The sequence below is a fragment of the Deinococcus koreensis genome (assembly GCF_002901445.1).
In the GTDB taxonomy this organism is placed as follows: Bacteria; Deinococcota; Deinococci; order Deinococcales; family Deinococcaceae; genus Deinococcus; species Deinococcus koreensis.
This window is the reverse complement of sequence record NZ_PPPD01000001.1, coordinates 1043460-1066784: the sequence shown is the minus strand read 5'-3', so window position 1 is coordinate 1066784 and position 23325 is coordinate 1043460. Positions and strand designations below refer to the sequence as shown.

Sequence of the window (23325 nt, the reverse complement as noted above, 5' to 3'; positions counted from 1 at the left end):
CTCATGACCCGCACCCTGAGTCCATCCCATGCGGCGCAGCGCAGTGACCCGCCCCGCATGCTGGGCATGGGCCTGATCCTGGTCACCATGATCGTCGCCTTCGAGTCCATGGCGGTCGGCACGGTCATGCCGCGCGTGGCCTCCGATCTGAACGGTCTGTCTCTGTTCGGGTGGGCCTCCAGCGCCTTTCTGCTCGCCAGCCTGCTGGGCGCGGTGGCGAGTGGCATCCTGGCCGACCGGCGCGGGCTGGCCCCGGGCACGGTGGTGTCGCTGACCCTGTTCGCGGCGGGTTTGTTGATGGGCGGCGTGGCGGACTCCATGCCGGGGTTCGTGCTGGCCCGGGTGGTTCAGGGGCTGGGCGCGGGTGGGCTGGCGGCGCTGCCGTGGGCCGTCATCACGACGCGCTATCCGGAGGCGGCCCGGCCCCGCATGCTGGCGGCCCTGTCCAGCGCATGGCTGCTGCCGGTGCTGGTGGGCCCGCTGCTCGCCAGCGTGATCGCGGATCACTTCTCGTGGCGTCCGGTGTTCTGGGGGCTGGTGCCGGTGCTGGGGCTGGCCGCGCCGCTGTGTGTGCTCCCGCTGCTGGCCCGCCGCGGGGGAGGGGGTGGGGCCGCGCCCAGCGCCCCTGCTGGGGCACGCGGGCAGCTGTGGCCGGCGTTGGGCCTGCTGGTGGGTGCGGGCGCACTGATCGAGGGCCTGCGCCGCGCGGACACCGTGTCGCTGGCTGTGGCGGCGGCGGGTCTGGTGGGGCTGGTGCTGACCATGGGGCCGCTGTTTCCGCCAGGCATGGCCAGGTTCGCGCCGGGTCTGCCGCGTCTGCTGGCGCTGCGCGGGCTGCTGGCCTTCGCGTTCCTGGGCACCTCCACCTTCCTGCCGCTGGCCCTGCACGACCTGCGCGGCCTGAGCCTGAGCGGCGCGGGGCTGGTGCTCAGCGTGGGCGGGGCCACCTGGACGGCCGGGTCGTGGATTCAGGCGCAGATCGAACGGCGCTGGAAGGGCGCGCACCGCACGCTGACGATCCGTGCGGCCCTGGCCTGTGTCGTGCTGGGCCTGGGCCTCACGGCCCTGAGCACCCTGGGCGCCGTGCCCCTGTGGTGCGTGTATCTGGGACAGATCGCGGGATGCCTGGGCATGGGCGTCGGCTACAACGGCATCAGCCTGAACGCCCTGGACAGCGTCCCCGCCGCTGGGGCCGGCCGCCTGTCCGGGCAACTGGCGAACATCGAGACGCTGATGGTCGCCCTGTCCGCTGGGTTCGGCGGCGCGCTGATCGCCCGTGTGGCGCCCTTGCAGGGGGCCTTCACGCTCGCCTTCGCGCTGACCGTGCTGGCCGCGCTGACAGCCGCACTGGCGGGCTTCCGACTGCGGCTGTCAACCCCTGATTAATCGAACACAGGAAAGACGCGCCGGACAGTGTTCGTCCGGCGCGTTTCCGTGTGCAGCGGCCCTACACCCCCAGGTAGGCGCTCCGCACGCGGTCGTCGTTCATCAGCTCGCCCGAGGTGCCCTGCAGCGTGATCTTCCCGCTCTCCAGCACGTAGCCCCGGTGCGCGATGCCCAGCGCGGCAAACGCATTTTGCTCGGCCAGCAGCACGCTCACGCCCGCCTGGTTGACGCGCTGCACGGTCTCGAAGACCTGCTCGACCACCAGTGGCGCCAGCCCCAGCGAGGGCTCGTCGAGCAGCAGCAGGGAGGGCCGGGCCATCAGTGCGCGGGCGATGGCGACCATCTGCTGCTGCCCGCCCGACAGGCTGCCCGCCGGATCGTGCTTCTTCTCGACCAGGATGGGAAACAGCTCGTACACGCGCTGGAGTTCCCGCTCGGTGCCGGCGGGGTCTTTGCGGTGCACGTAGGCGCCCAGGCGCAGGTTCTTCTGCACGCTCAGTTCCGGAAACAGCAGGCGGCCCTCGGGGCACTGGGAGACCCCGTGTGAGACGTTGAACTCGGGCTTGCCACTGGTCAGCGGCTGGCCCTGCCACGCGGCGCTGCCGCCCGAGGGGCGCTGCAGGCCGCTCAGCGTGCGGAACAGCGTGCTCTTGCCCGATCCGTTGGCGCCCAGCAGCACCACGATCTCGCCGGGGTTCACGTTCAGACTCAGGCCGTGCAGGGCGGTGAACGCCCCGTATTTCACGCTCAGGTCGCGGACGTCAAGCATGGCCGGCCTCCCCGCCTGTGCCCTGTGCGTCCGCACCCGCTGCGGCGCCGTGGCCCATCTGCCCGCCGTGCGCGTGGCTGCCCAGATAGGCCGAGACCACCGCCGGGTCGCGGCTGACCTGCGCGGGCGTGCCCTGCGCGATCTTCTGGCCGTGGTGCAGCACCAGGATCTGGTCGGCCAGCCCCATCACCAGGCTCATCTTGTGCTCGACCAGCGCGACGCTCAGGCCGCCCGTGACGAGTTCGCGGATCAGGGCCATCAGGTTCACGGTCTCCTCGGGGTTCATGCCGGCGGCGGGTTCGTCCAGCAGCAGCAGTTTGGGGTCGCTGGACAGCGCCATGGCGATTCCCACGCGCTTCTGGCCTTCCTGCGTCAGGGCGCCGGCAGGCAGATGCGCCCGGCCCGCGAGTCCCACCCGCTCCAGCGCCTGCATGGCTCCGGCGCGGCTCTCCGCCTCATCTTTCCGTTCACGCCCCGTCCGCAGCAGGGCGTCCCACAGGCCGGCGCGCGTGCGGACGCGGTGGCCGATCATGGCGTTGTCGAGTACGCTCAGTTCCCTGTAGATCGTGGTGGTCTGGAAGGTGCGGGCGATGCCGCGCGCCACGACCTCGTGCGTCCTGAGGCGGGTGATGTCCTCGCCCTGGAAACGGATGGTGCCCGCCGTGGGCTGGTAGAAGCCGCTGATCAGGTTGAAGAAGGTGCTCTTGCCCGCCCCGTTCGGCCCGATGATCGCGGTGATCTGGCCCGCCGGGATGACGGCGGTCACGTCCTTCACCGCGTCCAGGCCGCCGAAACGGATGCCCAGCCCCTGCACGTCCAGCAGTGGGGTCGCTTCAGTCATGGGCGGCCGCCTTGGCGTTCACGGCGCGGCGGGCGCGCAGGCGATCCCACAGGCCCGAGAGCCCGTGCGGCGCGAACATCACCAGCAGCACCAGCAGGGGCCCGAACACGATGTAGCGGTAATCGGCCAGACCCTGCAGGAGCTGCGTGAGGACATACATGAGCGCGGTGCCGACCAGCGGGCCGGCCAGCGTGCCCAGGCCGCCCACCAACAGGTACAGCAGCACCGTGAAGGTGGTCACCGGCCCGGTCACCGCCGAACCCAGGAAGCCCACGTACACGGCGTAGAGCCCCCCCGCGAAGCCCGCGATGGCGGTCGAGAGCATCATGGCCCGCAGCTTGTGGGTGTAGACGTCGATGCCCGCGCTGCGCGCCAGATCCTCGCTGCCGCGCACGGCGATCAGGGAGCGCCCGAACACGCTCAGGCGGGCGCGGGCGGCCACCAGCACGGTCAGCGCCAGCGAGATCAGCGCCAGGTAGTAGAAGCCCCCGGACAGCTTGAGCCCCAGCCCCGCGGAGAGCGCCTCCAGGCCCGCGGGCGGCGCCACGCCGTTGAGGCCCTCGTTGCCGCCGGTCAGGTCGTCCCACTTGTTGATGACCAGCATGATGATCACGCCGACCCCCAGCGTGAAGATGGCGAAGGCGTCCCCCTTGGTGCGGAAGGCCACCAGCCCCAGCAGCAGCCCCAGCCCCGCGCACAGCGCCACCCCCACCGGCCAGGCCAGCCAGAAGCTCCAGCCGGCTTTCAGGGTCAGGATGCCCACCGTGTACGCCCCGATGCCGAAGAAGCCCGCGTGCGCCAGCGAAAGCTGCCCGGTGTACCCCAGGATCACGTTCAGGCCGTAGGCGACCATCGCCCAGATCATGATGTTGATGCCGATGTCGAGCAGATAGCCCGAGGGCCGCAGCAGCGGAAAGAGCGCGGCCACGAGAAACAGCGCGGCCCAGCCCCAGTTGCCCGGTTTCATGCGCCCCAACTTCATGCGCCCTTCCTGAAGAGCCCGGCCGGTTTCAGGGCCAGCACCAGCACCAGCATGGCGAAGCCGATCACATCAGCGAAATCCAGCGAGATGTAGAAGCCCCCGAAGACCTCGGTCAGGGCCAGCAGGAAGCCGCCCACGATGGCGCCCGGCACCGAGCCCATGCCCCCCAGGATGATGATGGCGAAGACCTTGAGGTTCATCACCTCGCCCATGGAGGGCGCCACCGCGTTGATGGGCGCGATCAGCGACGCCCCGATGGCCGCCAGCGCCCCGGAGATGGCGAAGGTGAGCATTCCGACCCGGTTGGTGTCGATGCCGACCAGCCGCGCGCCCTCGCGGTTCTGGCTCATGGCCTCGATGGTGGTGCCGGTCAGCGTGCGCTTTAAAAAGTAGTTCAGGCCCAGCATGGCGACCACGCTCGCCGCGATCACGATCAATCTCTGCCAGGTCACGATCACGCCGCCCAGGTTCAGGATGCCGGGCACCGGCTCGGGAATCTGCTTGAAATCCGGCCCCCAGACCAGCTGCACCGCTGCCTCCAGGAAGAACAGCACGCCGATCGCGGCGATCATGGGATGCACGTGCGGGGCGTTGCGCAGCGGGTAGAAGATCAGGCGCTCCAGGCCCGCCGCCAGGATCGCCACCCCCAGCGCCGAGAGCAGCAGCGCGGGCACGTAGCCCAGGCCCAGGCCGGTCAGGGCGGCGTAGGTGAAGTACGCGCCGAGCATGTACAGGCCGCCGTGTGCGAAGTTGGGCACGCGCATCACGCCGTAGACCAGCGTCAGGCCCAGCGCGACCAGGGCGTACACGCCGCCCAGGGCCAGCGCGTTGAAGAGTTGTTGCAAGAAGGTGGTCAAGGTGGGACTCCTGAAGTCGTTCGCGTCAGCTGGATGGCAGCGATAGAACCGGGGCGATAGGACGAACGCGCCCCGCAGCGAGTACGGGGCGCGCCCAGGCGGGGTTTACTTGACGACTTTGTTCAGGCGCAGCTTGGTGTAGGCGCCGCCCTTCACAGAGGCGATCACGAACTCGGCGTCGGCGTGGCCGTCGGCGGTCACGCCCAGCATCTTGTACACGGTCTTGCCCAGCGGCAGGGCCTTGGCGGCGGCGTTCAGCTGCGCGCGGATGGCCTTGGGATCGTCGGTGGTGCCGGCCAGTTCCATGGCCTTGGCGATGACGTTCATGCCCATGTAGTTCAGCCCGGCCTCGCTGGTGGGAATCTTCTTGTACTGGCGCTGGTACTGCGCCACGAAGACCTGCACGCCGGGGAACAGGATGGTGGGGTACACGCCCACCGAGCCGTCCAGGTACGACTTGGGCACGATGGTGTCCATCTGCTCGAACTTCGCCTGATCCATCACGATGAAGCCGCCCTTGAAGCCCTGCTCGCGCGCCGCCTTCACGACCAGCGCGGTGGGCTGGCTGGGGCCGCCGATGAACAGCACGTCGGGTTTCTCGGCCAGGGCCTTGGTCACGGCGCTGGAGTAGTCCACGGTGGTGTTGTAGTCCACGCCGTTGTTCGTGCCCAGCGTGCCGCCCTGTTTCTGCCACTCGGCCATGATGCCCTCGGCCCACTGCTTGCCGTAGGCGGAGGTCGTGCCGATCATGCCCAGCTTCTTGCCGAAGGCCTTCATCTGGGTGGCCACGAAGGGCTGGAAGTAGTTGTCGAAGCGCGGCGGCAGCATGAAGGTCAGCGGGTTCTTGGCCTCCAGGATCTTGGGCTCGGAGGAGTACGCCACCAGCAGGAACTCGGGGTCGCGGCCGGTCAGCGGCTGCACGGTCAGGATGCCGCCCGAGTGGGGCACGAACACGATGTCGATGCCCTGGGAGGTCAGGCGGCGCACGTTGGTGGCCGTCTCGTTGGGCAGGTAGCGGTCGTCCAGCGCGACGAGCTTGAAGGTCACCTTCTCGCCCTTCACCTGGATGCCGGTCTTGTTCAGCTCGGCGATCGCCATGTCCAGGCCGGACTGCACGTCCTTGCCGTAGAAGGCCGCGCCGCCCGAGAGGGGGCCGCTGTAGCCGATGTTGACCACCTTGTCGGCCAGAGCGGAACCGGCGGCCAGGGCGACAAGGGCGGAGATCAGGGTGAGTCGTTTCATAGGGGAACCTCCGCGTCCATGGGCCGGCTCACGGAGCCTTGGGAACCCTTGGACGAAGTACAAGTTGTGGGTGCCTCGCATGGTGTCATGGGTGTGCGGGGGTGTCAATCGCAGATCTTTCATCCGCCGGGGTGTCCGTCAGGTGGGTCGGCGGCGTTAGGATGGGCAGTTGTGAATGACCCGCAACCCCCCGTCTCCACGCAGAAGTCCAGCACGGTGACCGCCGCCCCCCGCAGCCGCGCCCGGATGCTGGAACTGGTGTTTCCCAAGGACACCAACTACCACGGCACGGCCTTCGGCGGCTGGGTGCTGTCGCTGATGGACAAGGCGGCCAGCGTGGCGGCGGTGCGCCACGGCGGCGGCAACGTGGTGACCGCGCGCATGGACGGCGTGGACTTCCACGTGCCGATCCGGGTGGGGGACGCCGTGGCGCTCGATGCCCAGGTCGTGAAGGTGGGCCGCTCGTCCATGACCATCCGGGTGGACGTGTACCGCGAGCACATGCCGACCGGTGAGCAGGAGCTGGCGACCACCGGCACCTTCGTCTTCGTGGCGCTCGATGAGCAGGGCCGGCCCCGCCCGGTGCCCCCGCTGGCCGAAGGGCACGACAGCCGCGCCGCCGACCCCGACCCCGAGGCGCGGCCTTGAGTGAGCGCCTCGACCTGACGCTGGTGCGCCACGGAGCCACCGACTGGAACGGAGCCGGCCGCTGGCAGGGCTGGACGGACACGCCGCTGGGGGCCCTGGGCGAGACCCAGGCCGCGCGGCTGGCCCGGCGCCTGCACGCGCGGAGCTTCGAGCACGTGTACTCCAGCGACCTGTTCCGCGCCGCCGAGACGGCCCGTCTGGTGCGGCCGGGCGAGGCCCTGACCCTGGACGCCCGCCTGCGCGAGCTGAATTTCGGCAAGTACGAGGGCGCCAGCACAGGCGACGTGCTGCACGATCCCGAGTATCACGAGTGGCAGCTCGATCCCTGGCGCCGGCCCGCTCCCGGCGGCGGCGAGAGCCTGTCGGAGGTCGGGGAGCGCCTGCACGCCTGGGCACAGGCACTCCCGGACGGCCGGGTGCTGGCGGTCTCGCACGGCGCCGCCATCCGGGCGCTGCTGTGCCGCCTGTTCGACTGGCCGGTGGTGCCGGTGCCGGGCTACGTGCTGCCCTTTCCTTACGTGCTGGCGCACACCAGCCTGACCGTGCTGACCCGGCAGGGGGGCCGCTGGACGCTCGTGACCTACAACGACCACGCGCATCTGGAGGAGTAGAGGTCATCAATGCTGCGGACAGTTTCATAACACGATGATTTGGGAAGTAGAGTTTCGCCGTCTGGGACGCTCTGCCTGTTCACCCCCTCCCAACCTCCCCCATCAAGGGGGAGGGGCAAAAACGGCGTGTTCATCGCCAGAGGAGCACCCCGATTTGGAAAGTGTCCGAACCATTGAGGTCATACGGAATGCGGCCCAGTCGCTCAGATTCAACCCGACCGAAGGGAGAAGCGAAAAGGACGCGTTGTGCGATGCGGAGGAACATCCGGCGCTCTCCCGGATGTTTCGGAAATAAGCGCAACGCGTATCAGGTCTCCAGAACCAGCCACCCCAGTGCCCTGAGCCCGGCCTGAACGTATTCGGGCCGTTCCTGGGTGTGCCCGAACACCAGATCGGCCAGCGCGCGGCAGGTCGCGGAGAAGCGGGCGCGTTCCAGGGTGGCGCCGGTGATGGGGCCATAGGTCCGCAGCGCCGACCTCAGCAGCTCCGGCCCGCCCCAGTGCAGCAGCCCGCCCAGATCCTGCGCCACGTCGCCTATGGTCATGTCGCTCCAGTCGATGACGCCGCAGGGCTCTGCGTCCGCGTCCAGCAGCACGTGTTCGGCGGCGAAATCGCCGTGGATCAGGCGGGGCGCCAGGGGAGAGGGCGGGGGCACGGCGTCTAGCCGGTGTCGGATGAACTCCCGGAGGTCAGGACGGAGCATACCGTGCAGGGCGGCGAAATCCAGATCCTCCTTGGCCGCCTGCGTCCATTCTCCCAGGCCCGGATCGTCGTCCGGGGGCACGCCCAGCGCGGCGGCCGTGCCCGCATCCGTGTCATGTAGGGCCCGCAGGAAGGTGCCCAGGCGGGGGCCGAGGGTGGGAGCGTGTTCCGAAGGGCCGATGGCGGGCCTGCCGGGCAGCTTGCGGTAGATGCCGAGGCCCGGCCCGGCGATCTCGTAGGCTGGAATGGGCAGGGGCAGCTGCGGCGCCAGCCAGCGCAGCACGGCGGCCTCGACCTCCAGCGCCGCGCCCGCCTCCCGGTGCCGGGGAAGGCGCAGCAGCCACGTCCCGCCGACCTCGTACACGCGGTGGTCGGTGCCCTCGCCCAGCAGGGTGACGTCCAGACCCACGAGTTCGGGCCGGTGCGCCCGGATCAGCGCTGCGATGGACTCGCTCATCTCGGCAGCAGAAACTTCGCCGTCACGCTGCGCGGTGCGGCCAGCAGGCCCTGGGGTGGCCCCGAGTACAGCACCTCGCCGCCGCCCCGGCCGCCCTCCGGCCCCAGGTCGATCAGCCAGTCGGCCTGCCGGATCACGTCCAGATGGTGCTCGATCAGGATGACCGTGTTGCCGGCGTCCACCAGCCGCGAGGTGATGCCCAGCAGCAGCGAGATGTCCGACAGATGCAGGCCGGTCGTGGGCTCGTCCATGACGTATACGGAGCCTTTCTTGTGCAGCTCGGTCGCCAGCTTCAGGCGCTGGCCCTCGCCGCCGGAGACCGTGCTCAGCGGCTGGCCCAGCTTCAGGTAGCCCAGCCCGACCTCCTGCATGGCCTGCACCACTCCTTTGATCTTCTTCTCGGTGAAGAAGGCCAGCGCCTCCTCCACGGTCATGTCCAGCACGTCGCTGATGTTCTGTCCGCGAAGGCGGTACTCCAGCACGTCGGGCCTGAAGCGCCGGCCCTCGCAGACCTCACAGGTCGAGGTCAGGCCCTCCATGAAGGCCAGATCAGTGTAGGTCACACCCAGGCCATTGCAATTGGGGCAGCTGCCCTCCGAGTTGAAGCTGAACAGCGAGGCGGGCTCTCCGCTGGCCCGGGCGAAGGCCTGCCGGATGCCGTCCATGATGCCGGTGTAGGTCGCCGGGGCCGAGCGGCTGTTGGCCCCCACCCGCGACTGGTCGATCACCACCGCGCCGGGGTGCTGCGCCACGAACACGTCATTGATGAGGGTGCTCTTGCCCGACCCGGCCACGCCCGTGACCACCGTGAGCACGCCGGTGGGGATGTCCACCGTCACGTCCTTGAGGTTGTGCAGGGTGGCGTTCTGCACGGTCATCCAGCCCTTCGGAGACCGCACGGCCGTCCTGAGCGGCAGATGCTGGGCCAGGAACCGTCCGGTCAGCGTGTCGGCCTCCTTCAGCGCCGCGTAGCCCCCCTCGAACACGATCTCGCCGCCGTGCGTGCCCGCTCCGGGGCCGATGTCCACGATGTGGTCGGCCACCGCGATCACGTCCGGGTCGTGCTCGACCACCAGCACGGTGTTGCCCTTGTCGCGCAGCGCCTTCAGGAGGCCGGTCAGGCGGGCCACGTCGCGGGCGTGCAGGCCCACGGAGGGCTCGTCGAGGATGTACAGCATGTCGGTGAGGCTGTTGCCCAGATGCCGGATCATCTTCAGGCGCTGCGACTCGCCGCCCGACAGCGTGGCCGTCTCGCGCCCCAGGCTCAGGTAGCCCAGCCCGATCTCGGCGAGGTGGGTCATCCGCTGGGTCAATTTGGCGGCGATGGCCCGGGCGGTAGGATCGCTCAGGCCCTCCAGGAAGGCAATCAGCTCGGTCGCCTCCAGCCCGGACAGTTCCGCGATGTTGCGCCCCTCAATGCGGGAGGCCAGCGCCGCCGCGTTCAGCCGCCCCCCGTGGCACACAGGACAGGTCTGCGAGGTCGTGAACTGCTCGAAGACGCCCCGGTTGCGCTCGGACATGGCTGCCGCGTCCTTCTTGAGGTACATGCGCGTGAAGCGCTCGACCAGACCCTCGTACTTCGAGCCGAATTCCCCGAACGACACCTTCACGTCCGCGCCGTACAACAGGGCGTGCAGTTCCTCTTCGGAGTAGTCTCGCACGGGCTTGTCGTTGTCGAACAAACCCGAGAGCGGGTACATCTTCCACATCCACTTGCCCACCTTGAACTCTGGGTGCAGGATCGCGCCGCCGTTCAGCGACTGGCTTCGATCCAGCAACTTATCGAGGTCGAGCTGCGTGGTTCGGCCGATGCCCTCGCACTCGGGGCACATCCCCTGCGGCGTGTTGAACGAGAAGTGGAAGGCGGGGCCGGCGGCGGGCTGCCCCACCCGCGAGAACAGCACCCGCAGCACAGCCGAGATGTCGGTGTACGTGCCCACCGTGGAACGCGAGCCGCCGCCCACCCGCTTCTGGTCGATGATGATGGGCGCGTTCAGGTGCAGGGTCTGATCCACGTCGGGCTGCCCGTAGTGCGGCAGAAAGCCCTGCACGAAGGCGGTGAAGGTCTCGTTGAGCTGCCGCTGCGCCTCGGCGGCGATGGTGTCGAACACCAGCGACGACTTGCCCGAGCCGGACACGCCGGTAAAGACCGTGATCTGGTGTTTGGGAATTTTCAGCGAGACGTTCTTCAGGTTGTTCTCGCGGGCACCGTGGACTTCGATGGAGGGGCGGTCGGTCATGGGGCTCCTTGGTCGGGGGGGGCGGCAGGGCGGATTCGGTCTGTCCAGTCTGGAGCGTTCTCCACGGCCAGCACGCCATCGGCCAGCACGCCATCGGCGAGGGGCGGGTCGTCCACGTTGGAGGGGAGGGAGCCGGCCTGAGGAATCTGCGCCCTGGGGATGAACAGCACAGCCGGGCCGGAGCCATTCAGCGGAACGGGCTCCCCCGTATCGGGGTCGGCCTCGTCGAATCCGGTGACCGGCGCAGTTCTGAGGTGGCTCGCGATGAAGGCGTACCCGTGGCCCAGGCGGAGGCTGACGTGCGCTCCGGCCCCCCACCACTTCACGTTCAGGTCGCCCAGCTTCATGGCGGCGCGGTGGCGTTGCAGGTGGGTGTTGTGGGCGAACACGAGCGTCGGCCCGCGCTCCTGCTCGCGCCCGGCGATGGCCATCAGGTTGTCGGCCATCATCAGATCCCGCAGGGCCGCCGCCCGTTCCATGCGGCCCGGCACGTGACTCGCCAGCAGCGCGTGGTAGCGCAGCAGGCCAGGCGCCGTGCGGGCGTGCAGTTGCGCCTCCCAGAAACCCTCCTGCGCGGCCAGCGCCGGCGTTTCAGTCTGCAGGAGCGTGTCCAGGTCGTCGGCCAGCCGCCGGAGCTGCCGCGCTTCACGGCTGTCCCCGATGGACTGCGCCGCGTCCATCACGGCGGCCGGATTCGTCCAGCGGGCCTCCTCACCGCAGAGGCGTTCCAGGGTGGCGGCGTCGACAGGGAGAGAACCCAGATGGGCGCTCAGGAAGGCGTGCAGGGCGAGCAGGCTGGCGCGGGGGCTGGGGGCCCACCACTCCAGGGGCGGGTCGAAGCCGTAGAAGCGCAGCTGATCCTCAGGCGCGCGGCCCGGGTTGAAGTCCCTTATCCACCGGACGAGGGCGCGGTTGGCCTCCAGGGCCCCGAAGCCGTGGCTGAAGCCCGTCTGCAGCGCTTCATCCAGCGTGCCGTGGCCCTCCGTGACGTGGGCATTCACCCGCAGGCCCGCGATCACGTCACTCTCCAGGGCGATAGAGCGGAAGCCGTGTTCCTGAACCAGCGTGCGGAAGAGGCGGTTGCGCCAGGCCGGGAAAGCCTCGATGCCGTGGGTCGGTTCGCCCAGGGCCAGCAGTCGCGGGGTGGCGGGCAGGGTGCCCAGAAAGGCGGCGAGGGCGGCGGCCGGCTCGGTCATGTCCCAGCCGGGTGGAAGCGAGTCTGGATTGGGCATGGAGTGTTCCTTTGCCACAGGGCGCGCCCGCTCTGGCTCCTCTATGCTCCCTGTGCAAGATGTGAGAACACCCCACGTAGGGTCTTCATCGGGCCTTTAATGTCGGCATCTTGAGTGCGAGGGGAAAGCGGTGGACTCGTCTCAGCAGACCACCTCCACGATCAGGCCGCCGGGAGCCGTGACAGAGAACGTCCAGCCATGGCTGCGCCGGGGCGGCTCCATCTCGAAGCCGTCCGCGCGCAGGCGGTCGTAGATGGCGTTCACTGCTCCCTCGCTCACCTGGATGAAGCCGATGTGCACCTCGCTGGCCTGCTCCCCCGCGAAGAGGCTCAGGGCGAAGCCGTCCTCGTCGTGGAGGTGGGTCATCCGACGGCCGGCCCTGCCGATGCCCGTCAGCCCGAAAGAGGTCTCCAGAAACGTCCGGGTCGCCAGCACGTCGGTCACCACGACCCCCAGGTGGTTCAGTTTCAAGGTGCTCTCCTTTCAGCGCCCGCGTCCGGCTGTCCGGTCAGCGCTGTGTGTTCAGGTAGGCCGCGTACCAGTCCTCGAAGGGCAGAGCGGCAGCGAACTCGCCGGAGCGGGCGCTGAGGGCAGCTTCCACCCCTTCCCGCGACGTCTCCGGCAGACCAGACATGTGGGGCCGACGGGGCACACGAAAGCGCGTGTGGTCGTGCGGGATGACGTGCACCAGGGTGCCCAGGGCCTCTCCGGACGCCGTATGGATCACGCTCCACATCCAGCGTTCCTGGTCGGTCTCGTCCGCGTTGCCCCACTCGCGCGACCGATTGAAGTCGCCGGGCAGGGGCGGGGTGGCGCGCAGCCCGGCCTCCCGCAGCTGCCGCTTCAGATCGCGCAGCAGCAGGTTCTGGTAGGTGCCGTAGGCCAGGTCGCCAGCCCTGCGGCAGGCCGCCTCCAGCTGCCCTGCGTGGGTCTCCAGCACCTCCTGCCAGCGGGTGGCCAGAAGGGCGTCGGCCCACTGGCCCAGCGCATGGATGTCGTCCTGGGGCGGCGGTCGGAGCGGCGGCTCGGACATAGGGAACCTCCTGAATCGACAGGCTGCTGTCAATTTCTCCAGCTTAGCCTGGATGAAAGTATGCTGTCAACAGATGTCCCACACGCCCGCCGGAGCCGCCTTTACCGACCTCGTGCTGCAGGTCTTCCGCCTGAACGGTCTGCTCACGGCGGCAGGCGACCGCCTGAGCGCTCCTGCCGGGCAGACCAGCGGGCGCTGGCAGGTCATGGGCTGCATCGACGAGACCCCCAGAACCGTTGCCGCCGTCGCCCGGATCATGGGCCTGACCCGCCAGAGCGTGCAGCGCACCGCCGACCTGCTGGTGCAGGAGCACCTGGCCGAATACCTGCCCAACCCAGGGCACAAGCGCGCCAAGCTGCTGCGCCTCACCCCGGAGGGACAGCGGGTGCTGACCCGCATCGAGGCGGCGCAGTACGCCTGGGCCAACGCCACCGCGGCGGCGCTGGACGAGCAGGCGCTGCGGGAGGTGGGTCGGGTGCTCGCAGAGGTCACGCGGGCGCTGGAGAGGGGCTGAGCGCTCAGTCCGGCGGCGCGACCTCCAGTTCCGAGGCCAGTTCGGCCAGGAAGGCGCGCATGGTCAGGGTGCGGCGCCGGGCCTCGGCCTGCCCCGCCAGCGTGCGGAAGGTGCCGTCCAGCCGCAGCAGCTTGGTGAAGAAGTGGTCGATGGTGTAGCGCTGGTCGTCGGGCTCGCGGGCCTGGGCCCAGGGGTCGTCCGGGTGCAGCAGGGCGCGGCCCAGCGAACCGCCCACGCCCGCCACGCGCAGCACGCCCAGCGCGCCCAGGGCGTCCAGCCGGTCGGCGTCCTGCAGGGCCTCGCCCAGCCGGGTTCCGGGGGTGGCCCCGCGCGAGTAGGAGTGGTCGCGCACGGCCAGCGCGATCTGCTCGGTGTCGGGAACGGAAAAGCCCAGCCCGGGCAGCTGACCACGCACCGCCTGCGCGCTGAGTTCGCTGGCCCGCGCCCGCTCGGGATGGCTCTTGGGCAGGTTCACGACGTCGTGCGTGAAGGCCGCCGCCACCGCCAGTGCGGGCGACAGTTCCGGGGCGCAGCGCCGTGTCCAGCGCGCCACCCGGATCAGGTGGGCGTCGTCGTGCGCCGCGTCCTTGTTCATCTGGCCGTGCACCCAGGCCCAGACCGTCTTCAGGCGGGTGTCCAGCGCCAGCAGGTCGTCCAGCGGCGAGCGCTTCGGCGCCGAGGGATTCAGGGGCGGGGTCAGATCCCTTCCCCCAGCGCCAACCGGGCCTGGGCCAGATGATGGCGCAGGTGCCAGTCGTGCTTGGCGACCAGCCGCCAGAGATCCTGCTCGCCCTCGTCGGGGTGGCTGATCCGGCGGCCGTACTCTGCCACGTCCACCCCCAGCAGCAGCGCCTCCCAGTGGGCGTTCGCCGCTTCCAGCAGCTTCAGCGCGACCGTCACGGGCAGCCCGGCGTCCGGCAGCCGCAGCCAGGCGTCCTGATCGAAGGGCTGGATGACGTAGGGGTCGGTGCTCAGGGCGTACCTCAGGCGGTTCAGGCCGTGCAGGTGCGCGTCGGCGGTGTGGTGGGCCAGCTGGTGCACCGTCCAGCCGCCGGGGCGGTATGGGCGGGCCAGGGCCGCGCCGTCCAGGCCGCTCAGGGTCTGTCGCCAGCCGCCGACCGCCTGGGCCATGCGTGCCGAGGCGCCCTGCAGGGCCGGGCGGTCACGGGTGGGCAGGGACTGAACCGGGCCGAGCGGGAAGCGGGGATCGGCGCTCATGGGGGCAGTATGTCAGCTCCCCCCAGGTGGGGTAGAGGAGGTCGAAAACTTCACCCCGGGAAATGGGGCCGTAAGACGGGGGTGAGCCGCCGTCCCCTAGGCTCCGTGCATGACCGCCCCCGTTCCCCGGAGACCCGTCGTCCTGATCGTGGACGACAGTCCCGGTGTGCTGAGCGCGATGAAACATCTGCTGGCCGCCCACCTGACCGTGCAGGTCGCTGAAAACGGGGCGGCCGCCCTGCAGGCCATCACGCCCGAGACCGATCTGGTGCTCAGCGACATCCGGATGCCGGGCATGGACGGCCTGGAGCTGATGCGCGTGCTGCAGCGCGGCCGCCCGCACCTGCCGGTGGTGCTGATGACCGGCGTGGTCGAGGACGGCCTGCGGACGCGGGCCCAGGGACTCGGGGCGCTGGACGTGCTCCGCAAACCCCTGCGCGCCGAGACGCTGTTTCCCTCCCTGCAGGAGTGGCTGGCCGGGCAGGAGGGGGCCGCGAACCTGAGCTTTCCCGATCCGGGCTCCGCCGCTCCTGGGCCGGCACCAATGGGGTCAGCGCTGGGGCCGCGATCCGTCACGCCGGGGGGCGGGCGACTGCCCAGCCCAAACATGGCCAGCCCCGAGATGACCAGCCCCGGCATGGCGGCCTCCAGGGCCTTCACCGCCCTGCCCAGCGACCCACGGCAGGCCGCCCAGGCCCTGCTGCGTCCCCTGGTTCTGCTGCCGGGCGTGATGAGCACCGGCCTGTTCACGGCCGACGGCGAGCTGCTGGCGGCCGAGGGCGAGATGACGGTTCAGATGGGCGCCTACCTGCGCTTCCTGAACACCACCGCCCAGACCCTGGGCACCCATCTGGACGCCCAGGACGAGGTGCGGGCCGCGCAGCTGGAATTCGGCGACCGGGTGCTGGTGGCCTGCTTCCGCCCCGGCGAGATGCTGGCCGTACTGGTCAGCGACACGCCGGCCGCCAGCTCGGTCAAGGGCTGGGTGCGCCAGCGCTGGGGCACCCGCCGGAGCGGGCCTGTGGCCCTGAACTGAGCGCGCCTGGCCCGCGCGCCGGCCGATGCTCTACCCTGCAGCCATGTTCACGATCGCGCAGGCGGCCTCCCGCCCGGCCGGGGAGGTGGGCGCGGAGACGGGGCGCCTGGCGGCCCACGGCGTGGCCGGACTGGTCATTCCCCCCGACTTCGAGGAAGCCTTCTACCGCCACGGCAACCTGCCTGAGCAGCTGCGCCGCCTGTTCGCCGGGATCAATCCGGCGCGGATCGATGAAGACCTGCTGGAAGACCGCGCTGCTCGGGCACAGGAACTGATCCGCACCACCTACCTGCTGGACGACGCGGTGCAGGCCTTCTACCGGGCCCTGGGCGCGGCCGGTCTGGAGGCCGGAGAGCTGCACGCCCGCCGCCCCGGCACGCTGCCCGCCCAGCCGGCGCAGGTCACGCCCCCGGGCACCGCCGCGCTGCACGCGGTCAAGCGCCTGTGGGCCCAGGACTGGGCCTTCGCCGAGGTGCTCGCGCGGCTGGACGGCGCGGGCAGCGTGGGCCTGGAAGCCCGCCCGACCCTGCTGCTGGCGGGGCCGCCCGGCGTTCCCGATCCCGAGCGGGCCGCCATCCTGGGCGTCCGGACAGCGCTGGTGGGCCCGCTCGGTCTGACCGGCCTGCCTTGAGCCTTCCGGGGCGCGAGCCCTCCGGCGGGGTGCTGGCGGCGCTGGGTACGCTGGTGTTCCTGAACGTGTACGCCCCGCAGAGCCTGCTGCCGGTGCTGGCCCGCGAGTTCCAGGCGGACGCGGCCCAGGTGGGCGGGGTGATCGGCTCGACCATGCTGGCCATGGCCCTGGCCTCGCCGCTGGTGGGCGTGCTGGCCGACGCCCTGGGGCGGCGCCGCACGGTGCTCTGGGCCTTCGCCCTCCTGACTGTTCCCGCGGTGCTGGCCGCCCTGGCGCCCACCCTGCCCCTGCTCAGCGCGGCTCGCTTCCTCCAGGGCCTGCTGATCCCCGGCGTGATGGTCGCCCTGACCTCGTACATCGGCGAGGAGGTCGCTCCGGCCGGGCGAGCGAGGGCGCTGACCCTGTACGTGACCGGCACCGTGCTGGGCGGCTTCCTGGGCCGCTTTCTCGCCGGGGTGCTGGACGCCCGCTTCGGCTGGCACGCGGCCTTCTGGGGGCTGGCGCTCTCGGCCCTGGTGGGGTTCATGCTGGCCCGCGCCGGCCTGCCGCCCGAACGCGCCTTCCGGCCCAGCCGCGATCCGCGCACCGTGCTGCAGAGCCTGCGCCGGCACCTGCACACGCCCGCGCTGCTGGCCACCTGCGCGGTGGGCTTCCTGATCCTGTTCACGCTGGTCGGCACCTTCAACACGCTGACCCTGCGGCTTTCGGCGGCCCCCTACGCCCTGAACTCGGCCCAGACCGGCGCCATTTTCGCGGTCTATCTGCTGGGGGTGGTCATCACCCCGGTCGCCGGGCCGCTGCTCGCCCGGCGGGGCCCGCGCTTCGCCCTGCTCACGGCTGCGGGCGCCAGCGTGTGCGGCCTGCTGCTGACCCTGGCGGCCCCGCTGCCCCTGATCATCCTGGGCGTGGCCGCCGGGGCCTGCGGGGTGTTCCTGGCCCAGTCGGCGGCCCTGGCGGCGGTGCAGCGCTCGGTCACGGGGGCGCGCAGCCTCGCCTCGGGGCTGTACCACCTGTCGTATTACGGCGGGGCGGCGGTCGCCTCGCTGGTCGCCGGGCACATGTTCGAGGCGGGCGGCTGGCCCGGCGTCGTGCCTCTGGTCGTGGGCAGCATGGCGCTGGCTGCCGTGGCGGGCGTGCTCGGCTGGCGCCGAGGCTGATCCCGCTTCGGCGTCTCAACCCGGTGTTAGCCTCGCCCCATGACCGCCCCACTCACCCCCGCCGCCCTCACCGCCGAGGGCGCCTATCCCGGCCTGTCCCTGAGCCTGCACGACCCCGGCATCCTGGAGATCGTGATCCGCAACGACCGCACGCTGAACTCGGTGGACGCCGCCGCCCACCGCGCCCTGACCCGCGTGTGGCGCGACATCGACGACACCCCGGGGGTGCGCTGCGTGCTGATCCGGGGCGAGGGGAAGGGTTTTTCCTCGGGCGGGGACTTTGGGCTCATCGAGGAGATGGCGAGTGACTTCACGGCGCTGGCCCGCGTCTGGAAGGAGGCGCGCGACCTCGTGTACAACGTCGTGAACTGCGGTAAGCCGATCGTGAGTGCTATCCACGGCCCCTGCGTCGGGGCGGGGCTGGCGGTGGCGCTGCTCGCCGATGTCAGCGTGGCGGCGCGATCCGCCCGCCTGCTCGACGGGCACGTGCGTCTGGGGGTGGCCGCCGGTGACCACGCCGCCATCATCTGGCCGCTGCTGTGCGGGCTGAACAGGGCCAAGTACCACCTGCTGACCGGCGAGAGCGTGTCCGGCGAGGAGGCCGAACGCATCGGCCTGGTCAGCCTGTGCGTGCCCGACGAGGAGCTGCTGGAGCGGGCCTGGGAGGTGGCCCGGGAGCTCGCTGCGGGCAGCCCCACCGCGGTTCGCTGGACGAAGTACGCGCTGAACAACTGGCTCCGGGCGGCCGGGCCGATCTTCGACGCCTCGCTGGCCCTGGAATTCCTGGGCTTCACTGGCCCCGACGTAAAAGAGGGCCTCGCCAGCCTGCGCGAGAAGCGCGAGCCGAGATTCGAGGAAGACGCGCCGATCTAGAGGTGGGTGTTCGTCAGGTGAGGTTCTGCCCCCCCGTCCTGAGTTGCTGCCAGCGGCGCTGTGCCCGTCGGAGCGTGATGGTGGGCTCCTCATCGTATGGGTCGACAGGTCGATTGTCGCCGTCAAGTTTCAGGATGTCGAGGTTGACCAGCAACTGTCCAAACCGCTGATCGGGCATGGTGTCAATGGCCTCCAGAAGCAGTTCCAGAAGGGCATGATTGGCGTCCAGTCGAGAACCATTCGATCCAGGCATCAACCAATTATGTCGTGTGAGCGAGTGACCTTTGAAAGCAGTTGACTGTGAGCATTCCTTGTCCTGACATCTGGAAGAGCAAGAAGCCGAAGCGCCCCACCCTGGCTGTGACCGAATGCCGTCGTGCGCGTAGCGCGCGGGCAACGACGCGATCACGCAAGGGGCAAGTACACAGCCCTCGCCAACGAAGCCGCGATGTCAGGCCAGCGGCCGAACCATGGCGACCACATGCCGAGCGCAGCGCTTAGCTCCCCCTGCCCAAAGGGCAGGGGGCTGGGGGGTGGGTTGCTTTTGATCAGATCTCTTCTGTCTCCCTCCCAGGAACTCCGCTCCCTCTTCGCCCGGCCCGCGTTATCGTGTGCCGTAAACCTTTGAGCCGCACCCCCAGGAGGAACCCCTATGACTAAGCCCCCCGTCCGTGTGGCCGTGACCGGCGCCGCCGGCCAGATCGGTTACAGCCTGCTCTTCCGTATCGCGTCCGGCGACATGCTGGGCAAGGATCAGCCCGTGATCCTGCAGCTGCTGGAAATCACCCCCGCCCTCAAGGCCCTGCAGGGCGTGGTCATGGAGCTGCGCGACTGCGCCTTCCCGCTGCTCTCGGACGTCGTGACCTCCGACGACCCGATGGTGGCCTTCAGGGACGCCGACTACGCCCTGCTGGTGGGCGCCATGCCCCGCAAGGCTGGCATGGAACGCGGCGACCTGCTGGGCGCCAACGGCGGCATCTTCAAGCCGCATGGCGAGGCGCTGAACGCCGTGGCCAGCCGGGGTGTCAAGGTGCTGGTGGTGGGCAACCCCGCCAACACCAACGCCCTGATCGCCCAGCAGAACGCGCCGGATCTGAACCCGAAACAGTTCACGGCGATGGTGCGCCTCGATCACAACCGCGCCATCTCGCAGCTGGCCGAGAAGACCGGGCAGCCGGTGAGCAGCATCCAGAACGTCACCATCTGGGGCAACCACTCCTCGACCCAGTATCCCGACCTCTCGCAGGCCACCGTGAACGGCCAGCCTGCGCTGGAGCAGGTCGAGCGCGACTGGTACGAGAACTCGTACATCTCCACGGTCGCCAAGCGCGGCGCGGCGATCATCGAGGCGCGCGGCTCCAGCTCGGCGGCCAGCGCGGCCTCGGCGGCCATCGACCACATGCGCGACTGGGCGCTGGGCACCCCTGAAGGCCAGTGGGTCTCCATGGGCATCCCCTCCGACGGCTCCTACGGCGTGCCCGAGGGCCTGATCTACGGCTTCCCGGTGCGCTGCTCCGGCGGCCAGTACGAGATCGTGCAGGGCCTGGAGGTCAGCGACTTCAGCCGCGGCAAGATGGACGCCACAGCGCAGGAACTGACCGAGGAGCGCGACGAGGTGCGCAAGCTCGGCCTGGTCAGGTAAGCGCCCGGTGGAAGAGGGGGGCGGGGCTTGCGGGCCTCGCCCCCCTTGTGTGCGCCCCCTTCTGTGTGGGCCCACAGTTGGCCCCCGATCCGGGGGAGTCGTGGCAGCATGGCCGGGTGAGCCTCATCTACCCCGATTCCCCGCGTGGCGATCACGTGGACGTGTACCAGGACGCCCAGGGCCAGGAGGTGCGGGTGCCCGACCCCTACCGCTGGCTGGAAGACCCGGACTCGCCCGAGACGCGCGCCTGGGTGGCCGCCCAGAATGCCGTGACCGAGGGGGTGCTGGCGGGGCTGCCCGCCCGCGCCGCCTACCGGGCGCGGCTGCAGCAGCTCTGGAACTTCCCGCGCGAGGGGACGCCCTGGAAGCGGGGTGGGCGCGCTTTCCGGCACTTCAATCCGGGGCTGCTGAACCAGCCGCTGCTGCAGGTGGCCGACGATCCACACGGCCCCTGGCGTACCCTGCTCGATCCCAATACCCTCAGCGACGACGGCACCGTGGCCCTGATGGCGGCCTCGCTGAGCCGCGACGGCGAGGTGCTGGCCTACGGCACCCAGAGCGGCGGCAGCGACTGGGTCACCTGGCGGGTGCGCGACGTGTCCAGCGGCGCCGACCGGGCCGACCGCCTGGAGTGGAGCAAGTTCGGTGGGGCGACCTGGCAGCCGGACGGCAGCGGCTTCTACTACTGCGCCTACGACGCCCCCGGCGACAGCGACGCCCTGACCGGCGTCAACCGCGCCCAGCGCCTGATGTTCCACCGGCTGGGCACGCCCCAGGCGCACGACACGCTGGTGCTCGCCCGCCCGGATCAGCCGGACTGGGGCTTCGCGGCCGAGGTCACGCACGACGCCTCCTGGCTGGTCGTGCAGGTCTGGCGCGGCACCGAGCCCCGGAATCTGCTCTGGGTGCGGCCGCTCGGCTCGGCCGGAGCCTTCAGCGAACTGGTGGCCGACTTCCGCGCGGCGTATGCGCTGGTCGGCAACGACGGCCCCCTCCTGTATCTCCGCACCGATGAACAGGCGCCGCGCGGCCGCCTGATCGCCTGGGATCTGGACGCCCCGGACGGCGCGCCCCGTGAGCTGATCCCCGAGGCCCCGGACACCCTGGAAACGGTGGGCACCGTGCCCGGCGGCTTCCTGGCCCTGACCCTGCGCGACGCCCGCCACCGCCTGACCCTGCATGACCGCAGCGGCGACCTGCAGCGCGAGCTGGCCCTGCCGGCCCTGGGCACCGTCACGGAGTTGAGTGTGCAGCCCGACGACCCCGAGGTCTTCCTGGGCTTCACGTCCTTTCTCGCTCCCACCACACCCTACCGGCTGCTGCTGCCGGACGGAGAGCCCACCGCCCTGTCGGTGCCGCCGCTGGCGTTCGACGCCTCGCCCTATGAGGTCACGCAGGAATTCGCCACCAGTCCGGACGGCACGCGCGTGCCGATGTTCATCGTGGCCCGCCGGGGGCTGGAGCGCGGCGGCACGAATCCCACCCTGCTGTACGGCTACGGCGGCTTCAGCGTCAGCCTCACTCCGAACTTCAGCCCCTCGCGGCTGGCCTGGCTGGAGCGCGGTGGGGTGTATGTGCAGGCGACCCTGCGTGGCGGCGGCGAGTACGGCGAGGAGTGGCACCAGGCCGGCACCGGGCACCGCAAGCAGAACGTCTTCGACGACTTTCTGGCCTGCGCCGGGCACCTGATCCAGACTGGCCTCACCTCACCCGCCCACCTGGGCATCCAGGGCGGCAGCAACGGCGGCCTGCTGGTCGGCGCCGCCCTGACCCAGCGACCGGAGCTGTTCGCGGCCGCGGTGCCCCAGGTGGGTGTGCTGGACATGCTGCGCTACCAGCACTTCACCATCGGCTGGGCCTGGGCGTCCGACTATGGCCGCAGCGACGACCCGGCCATGCTGGCGACCCTGCTGGCCTACTCGCCCCTGCACAACCTGAGGGAGGGCGTGGCCTACCCCGCCACACTGATCACCACGGGCGACCACGACGACCGGGTGGTGCCCGCCCACTCCTTCAAGTTCGGGGCGGCCCTGCAGCGCGCCCAGGCGGGGGCGGCGCCCACTCTGCTGCGAATCCAGACCCGCGCCGGGCACGGGGCCGGCAAGCCCACCGCGCTGGTCATCGAGGAAGCCGCCGACATCTGGGCCTTTCTGGACGCGGCCCTGAACTCTGAGGCATCGGGGTCTGGAGCACGGCAGGTTGACAGTCCGGGAAGTCGCCGCTAAAGTAAGCGAGCCTGAAACGCGCCCCTCACCGGGCGGCCCCACCAGAACAAGCGTGCCGAGGTGGCGGAATTGGTAGACGCACTAGTTTCAGGGACTAGCGCCGCGAGGTGTGTGGGTTCAAATCCCATCCTCGGCACCAGGAAGACCCCAGCAGAGATGCTGGGGTGTTTTCTTTGACTCCGGATCCTGGCAGAGGATCGTCGATGATGCGGACAGGTTCATCACGCCATCACAGGCAAAGGCTCAACGTGCCGTCTGGGACGCCCTGCCCGTTTGCCCCCTCCGCTGCGGAGCTCTGCAAGTCTCAACCTCTCCCATCAAAGGGCAAGGGCGAAAAACGCCGCGTTCATCGCATCGCCTGCATGTCAATCTGGAAGCTGTCCGAACCATCATTCATCTAGATTTCGCTCCACTCCGTCCCTTGTCCTTCTTCGCCACTCGGCGAGTGTCTTCGGTCGGATGAGTTCCGAATACAGACCGGAGGGCCCTCCGAACCGGTCTCAGTCCAGCCGCCGCACGAGCGCCACGTGATCCTCGCGGAAGCCGGCGTGGGCGTAGAACTCGCGGGCGTGGGTGTTGAACCATGAGGTCTTGAGCATCAGTTCCACCGCGCCGCGCTGCCGGCCCCAGGCCTCGGCGGCGGCCATCAGGAAGCGCCCGACCCCCTGACCCTGGGCGGCCTCGCTGACCGCCAGATCCTTGACGAACACGCCGCGCTCGTGCGGGTGCCAGTAGAGCAGCGTGAACCCCAGCGGCCGGCCCAGCGGGCAGCAGGCCACCAGCACCGCGCTGTCGTCGCCGGGGTCGTGCAGGGCCTGGGCGAACAGCGGCGGATACTCGGCCAGCATGGCGCCCTGATCCCGCCAGGCCGGCGCGGTGGCGACCAGGCGGGGGGCCAGGCTCGTCAGGAAGGGCAGATCGTCTGGCGTACCGGCGCGCAACGTGTATTCAGGTGCGTGGGGCATGGATTGCAGTGTAGGCAGCCCCTGGGAGCCGGGGTTACCCCACGGGCCACCCCGGCGGATGCCC

Annotated in this window: 24 protein-coding genes and 1 tRNA gene; 11 read left to right on the top strand and 14 right to left on the bottom strand. The window is 70.1% G+C overall.

Annotated features, from left to right (window positions below; translation table 11 throughout):
• The first annotated feature begins 3 nt into the window (after nucleotides 1-3).
• Nucleotides 4-1386: an MFS transporter gene (locus CVO96_RS05045; RefSeq protein ID WP_243398169.1), complete on the top strand. Its 1383-nt coding sequence runs from the start codon at nucleotides 4-6 to the stop codon at nucleotides 1384-1386.
• 61 nt (nucleotides 1387-1447) lie between these two features.
• Here the strand turns inward: CVO96_RS05045 and CVO96_RS05040 are convergent, their stop codons facing one another.
• From CVO96_RS05040 to CVO96_RS05020, 5 genes are all read right to left on the bottom strand, one after another.
• A complete protein-coding gene (locus tag CVO96_RS05040) occupies nucleotides 1448-2155 on the bottom strand; it encodes an ABC transporter ATP-binding protein (protein ID WP_103311035.1) in 708 nt (235 codons plus the stop codon).
• Nucleotides 2148-2996, bottom strand: a complete 849-nt coding sequence (locus CVO96_RS05035) for an ABC transporter ATP-binding protein (RefSeq protein WP_103311033.1) — start codon at nucleotides 2994-2996, stop codon at nucleotides 2148-2150. Before CVO96_RS05035 ends, CVO96_RS05040 begins: the two co-directional genes overlap by 8 nt.
• A complete protein-coding gene (locus CVO96_RS05030) occupies nucleotides 2989-3978 on the bottom strand; it encodes a branched-chain amino acid ABC transporter permease (RefSeq protein ID WP_103311031.1) in 990 nt (329 codons plus the stop codon). The genes CVO96_RS05035 and CVO96_RS05030 overlap by 8 nt, the downstream gene beginning before the upstream one ends.
• On the bottom strand, nucleotides 3975-4835 hold the full coding sequence (locus CVO96_RS05025; protein ID WP_103311028.1) for a branched-chain amino acid ABC transporter permease: 861 nt from the start codon (nucleotides 4833-4835) through the stop codon (nucleotides 3975-3977). The genes CVO96_RS05030 and CVO96_RS05025 overlap by 4 nt, the downstream gene beginning before the upstream one ends.
• 105 nt (nucleotides 4836-4940) lie before the next feature.
• A complete protein-coding gene (locus CVO96_RS05020; RefSeq protein WP_103311023.1) occupies nucleotides 4941-6077 on the bottom strand; it encodes an ABC transporter substrate-binding protein in 1137 nt (378 codons plus the stop codon).
• A 246-nt stretch (nucleotides 6078-6323) separates the two neighbouring features.
• Here CVO96_RS05020 and CVO96_RS05015 point away from each other — a divergent pair, with 246 nt between their 5' ends.
• Both CVO96_RS05015 and CVO96_RS05010 read left to right on the top strand, forming a co-directional pair.
• Nucleotides 6324-6725, top strand: coding sequence for an acyl-CoA thioesterase (locus tag CVO96_RS05015; RefSeq protein WP_103313307.1), 402 nt, complete (start codon nucleotides 6324-6326; stop codon nucleotides 6723-6725).
• Nucleotides 6722-7336, top strand: coding sequence for a histidine phosphatase family protein (locus tag CVO96_RS05010; protein WP_243398168.1), 615 nt, complete (start codon nucleotides 6722-6724; stop codon nucleotides 7334-7336). Before CVO96_RS05015 ends, CVO96_RS05010 begins: the two co-directional genes overlap by 4 nt.
• Before the next feature lie 307 nt (nucleotides 7337-7643).
• Here CVO96_RS05010 and CVO96_RS05005 read toward each other — a convergent pair whose 3' ends face one another.
• From CVO96_RS05005 to CVO96_RS04985, 5 genes are all read right to left on the bottom strand, one after another.
• On the bottom strand, nucleotides 7644-8495 hold the full coding sequence (locus CVO96_RS05005; protein WP_103311021.1) for a phosphotransferase family protein: 852 nt from the start codon (nucleotides 8493-8495) through the stop codon (nucleotides 7644-7646).
• Entirely contained in the window at nucleotides 8492-10735 is a 2244-nt protein-coding gene (locus CVO96_RS05000; protein WP_103311019.1) for an ATP-binding cassette domain-containing protein, read from the bottom strand. Before CVO96_RS05000 ends, CVO96_RS05005 begins: the two co-directional genes overlap by 4 nt.
• A complete protein-coding gene (locus CVO96_RS04995) occupies nucleotides 10732-11967 on the bottom strand; it encodes an erythromycin esterase family protein (protein ID WP_103311017.1) in 1236 nt (411 codons plus the stop codon). The genes CVO96_RS05000 and CVO96_RS04995 overlap by 4 nt, the downstream gene beginning before the upstream one ends.
• A 141-nt stretch (nucleotides 11968-12108) precedes the next feature.
• Nucleotides 12109-12438, bottom strand: a complete 330-nt coding sequence (locus CVO96_RS04990) for a VOC family protein (RefSeq protein WP_103311014.1) — start codon at nucleotides 12436-12438, stop codon at nucleotides 12109-12111.
• Between the two features lie 37 nt (nucleotides 12439-12475).
• Entirely contained in the window at nucleotides 12476-13000 is a 525-nt protein-coding gene (locus CVO96_RS04985) for a DUF6022 family protein (RefSeq protein WP_103311012.1), read from the bottom strand.
• A gap of 73 nt (nucleotides 13001-13073) precedes the next feature.
• On the opposite strand from CVO96_RS04985, the gene CVO96_RS04980 reads away from it, so the two are divergent.
• Complete coding sequence (locus CVO96_RS04980; RefSeq protein WP_103311009.1) at nucleotides 13074-13514, top strand: MarR family winged helix-turn-helix transcriptional regulator; 441 nt, start codon at nucleotides 13074-13076, stop codon at nucleotides 13512-13514.
• Nucleotides 13515-13518: 4 nt separating this feature from the next.
• Here CVO96_RS04980 and CVO96_RS04975 read toward each other — a convergent pair whose 3' ends face one another.
• Both CVO96_RS04975 and CVO96_RS04970 read right to left on the bottom strand, forming a co-directional pair.
• Complete coding sequence (locus CVO96_RS04975; protein ID WP_103311007.1) at nucleotides 13519-14109, bottom strand: HD domain-containing protein; 591 nt, start codon at nucleotides 14107-14109, stop codon at nucleotides 13519-13521.
• A 101-nt stretch (nucleotides 14110-14210) separates the two neighbouring features.
• On the bottom strand, nucleotides 14211-14732 hold the full coding sequence (locus CVO96_RS04970; RefSeq protein WP_103311004.1) for a DinB family protein: 522 nt from the start codon (nucleotides 14730-14732) through the stop codon (nucleotides 14211-14213).
• 109 nt (nucleotides 14733-14841) lie between these two features.
• Between CVO96_RS04970 and CVO96_RS04965 the strand changes: the two genes are divergently transcribed.
• From CVO96_RS04965 to CVO96_RS04950, 4 genes are read left to right on the top strand one after another with little or no spacing between them, the layout of a single operon-like run.
• On the top strand, nucleotides 14842-15768 hold the full coding sequence (locus CVO96_RS04965) for a response regulator (RefSeq protein ID WP_103311002.1): 927 nt from the start codon (nucleotides 14842-14844) through the stop codon (nucleotides 15766-15768).
• 43 nt (nucleotides 15769-15811) lie between these two features.
• Nucleotides 15812-16399 (top strand): hypothetical protein, encoded by a 588-nt coding sequence (locus CVO96_RS04960; RefSeq protein ID WP_103313305.1) that lies wholly within the window; start codon nucleotides 15812-15814, stop codon nucleotides 16397-16399.
• A complete protein-coding gene (locus CVO96_RS04955) occupies nucleotides 16396-17556 on the top strand; it encodes an MFS transporter (RefSeq protein WP_243398167.1) in 1161 nt (386 codons plus the stop codon). Before CVO96_RS04960 ends, CVO96_RS04955 begins: the two co-directional genes overlap by 4 nt.
• Before the next feature lie 39 nt (nucleotides 17557-17595).
• Entirely contained in the window at nucleotides 17596-18429 is an 834-nt protein-coding gene (locus CVO96_RS04950) for an enoyl-CoA hydratase/isomerase family protein (RefSeq protein WP_103310998.1), read from the top strand.
• 13 nt (nucleotides 18430-18442) lie between these two features.
• Here the strand turns inward: CVO96_RS04950 and CVO96_RS20695 are convergent, their stop codons facing one another.
• Complete coding sequence (locus tag CVO96_RS20695) at nucleotides 18443-18682, bottom strand: hypothetical protein (RefSeq protein WP_133161743.1); 240 nt, start codon at nucleotides 18680-18682, stop codon at nucleotides 18443-18445.
• Nucleotides 18683-19081: 399 nt separating this feature from the next.
• Between CVO96_RS20695 and CVO96_RS04945 the strand changes: the two genes are divergently transcribed.
• The 3 genes from CVO96_RS04945 to CVO96_RS04935 all read left to right on the top strand — a co-directional run bounded on the left by CVO96_RS04945 (nucleotide 19082) and on the right by CVO96_RS04935 (nucleotide 22435).
• On the top strand, nucleotides 19082-20071 hold the full coding sequence (locus tag CVO96_RS04945) for a malate dehydrogenase (RefSeq protein WP_103310995.1): 990 nt from the start codon (nucleotides 19082-19084) through the stop codon (nucleotides 20069-20071).
• Between the two features lie 116 nt (nucleotides 20072-20187).
• On the top strand, nucleotides 20188-22296 hold the full coding sequence (locus tag CVO96_RS04940; protein ID WP_103310993.1) for a prolyl oligopeptidase family serine peptidase: 2109 nt from the start codon (nucleotides 20188-20190) through the stop codon (nucleotides 22294-22296).
• A 54-nt stretch (nucleotides 22297-22350) separates the two neighbouring features.
• A tRNA-Leu gene (locus CVO96_RS04935) sits at nucleotides 22351-22435 on the top strand.
• A 361-nt stretch (nucleotides 22436-22796) separates the two neighbouring features.
• Here CVO96_RS04935 and CVO96_RS04930 read toward each other — a convergent pair.
• Entirely contained in the window at nucleotides 22797-23261 is a 465-nt protein-coding gene (locus CVO96_RS04930) for a GNAT family N-acetyltransferase (protein WP_103310991.1), read from the bottom strand.
• Nucleotides 23262-23325: the final 64 nt, after the last annotated feature.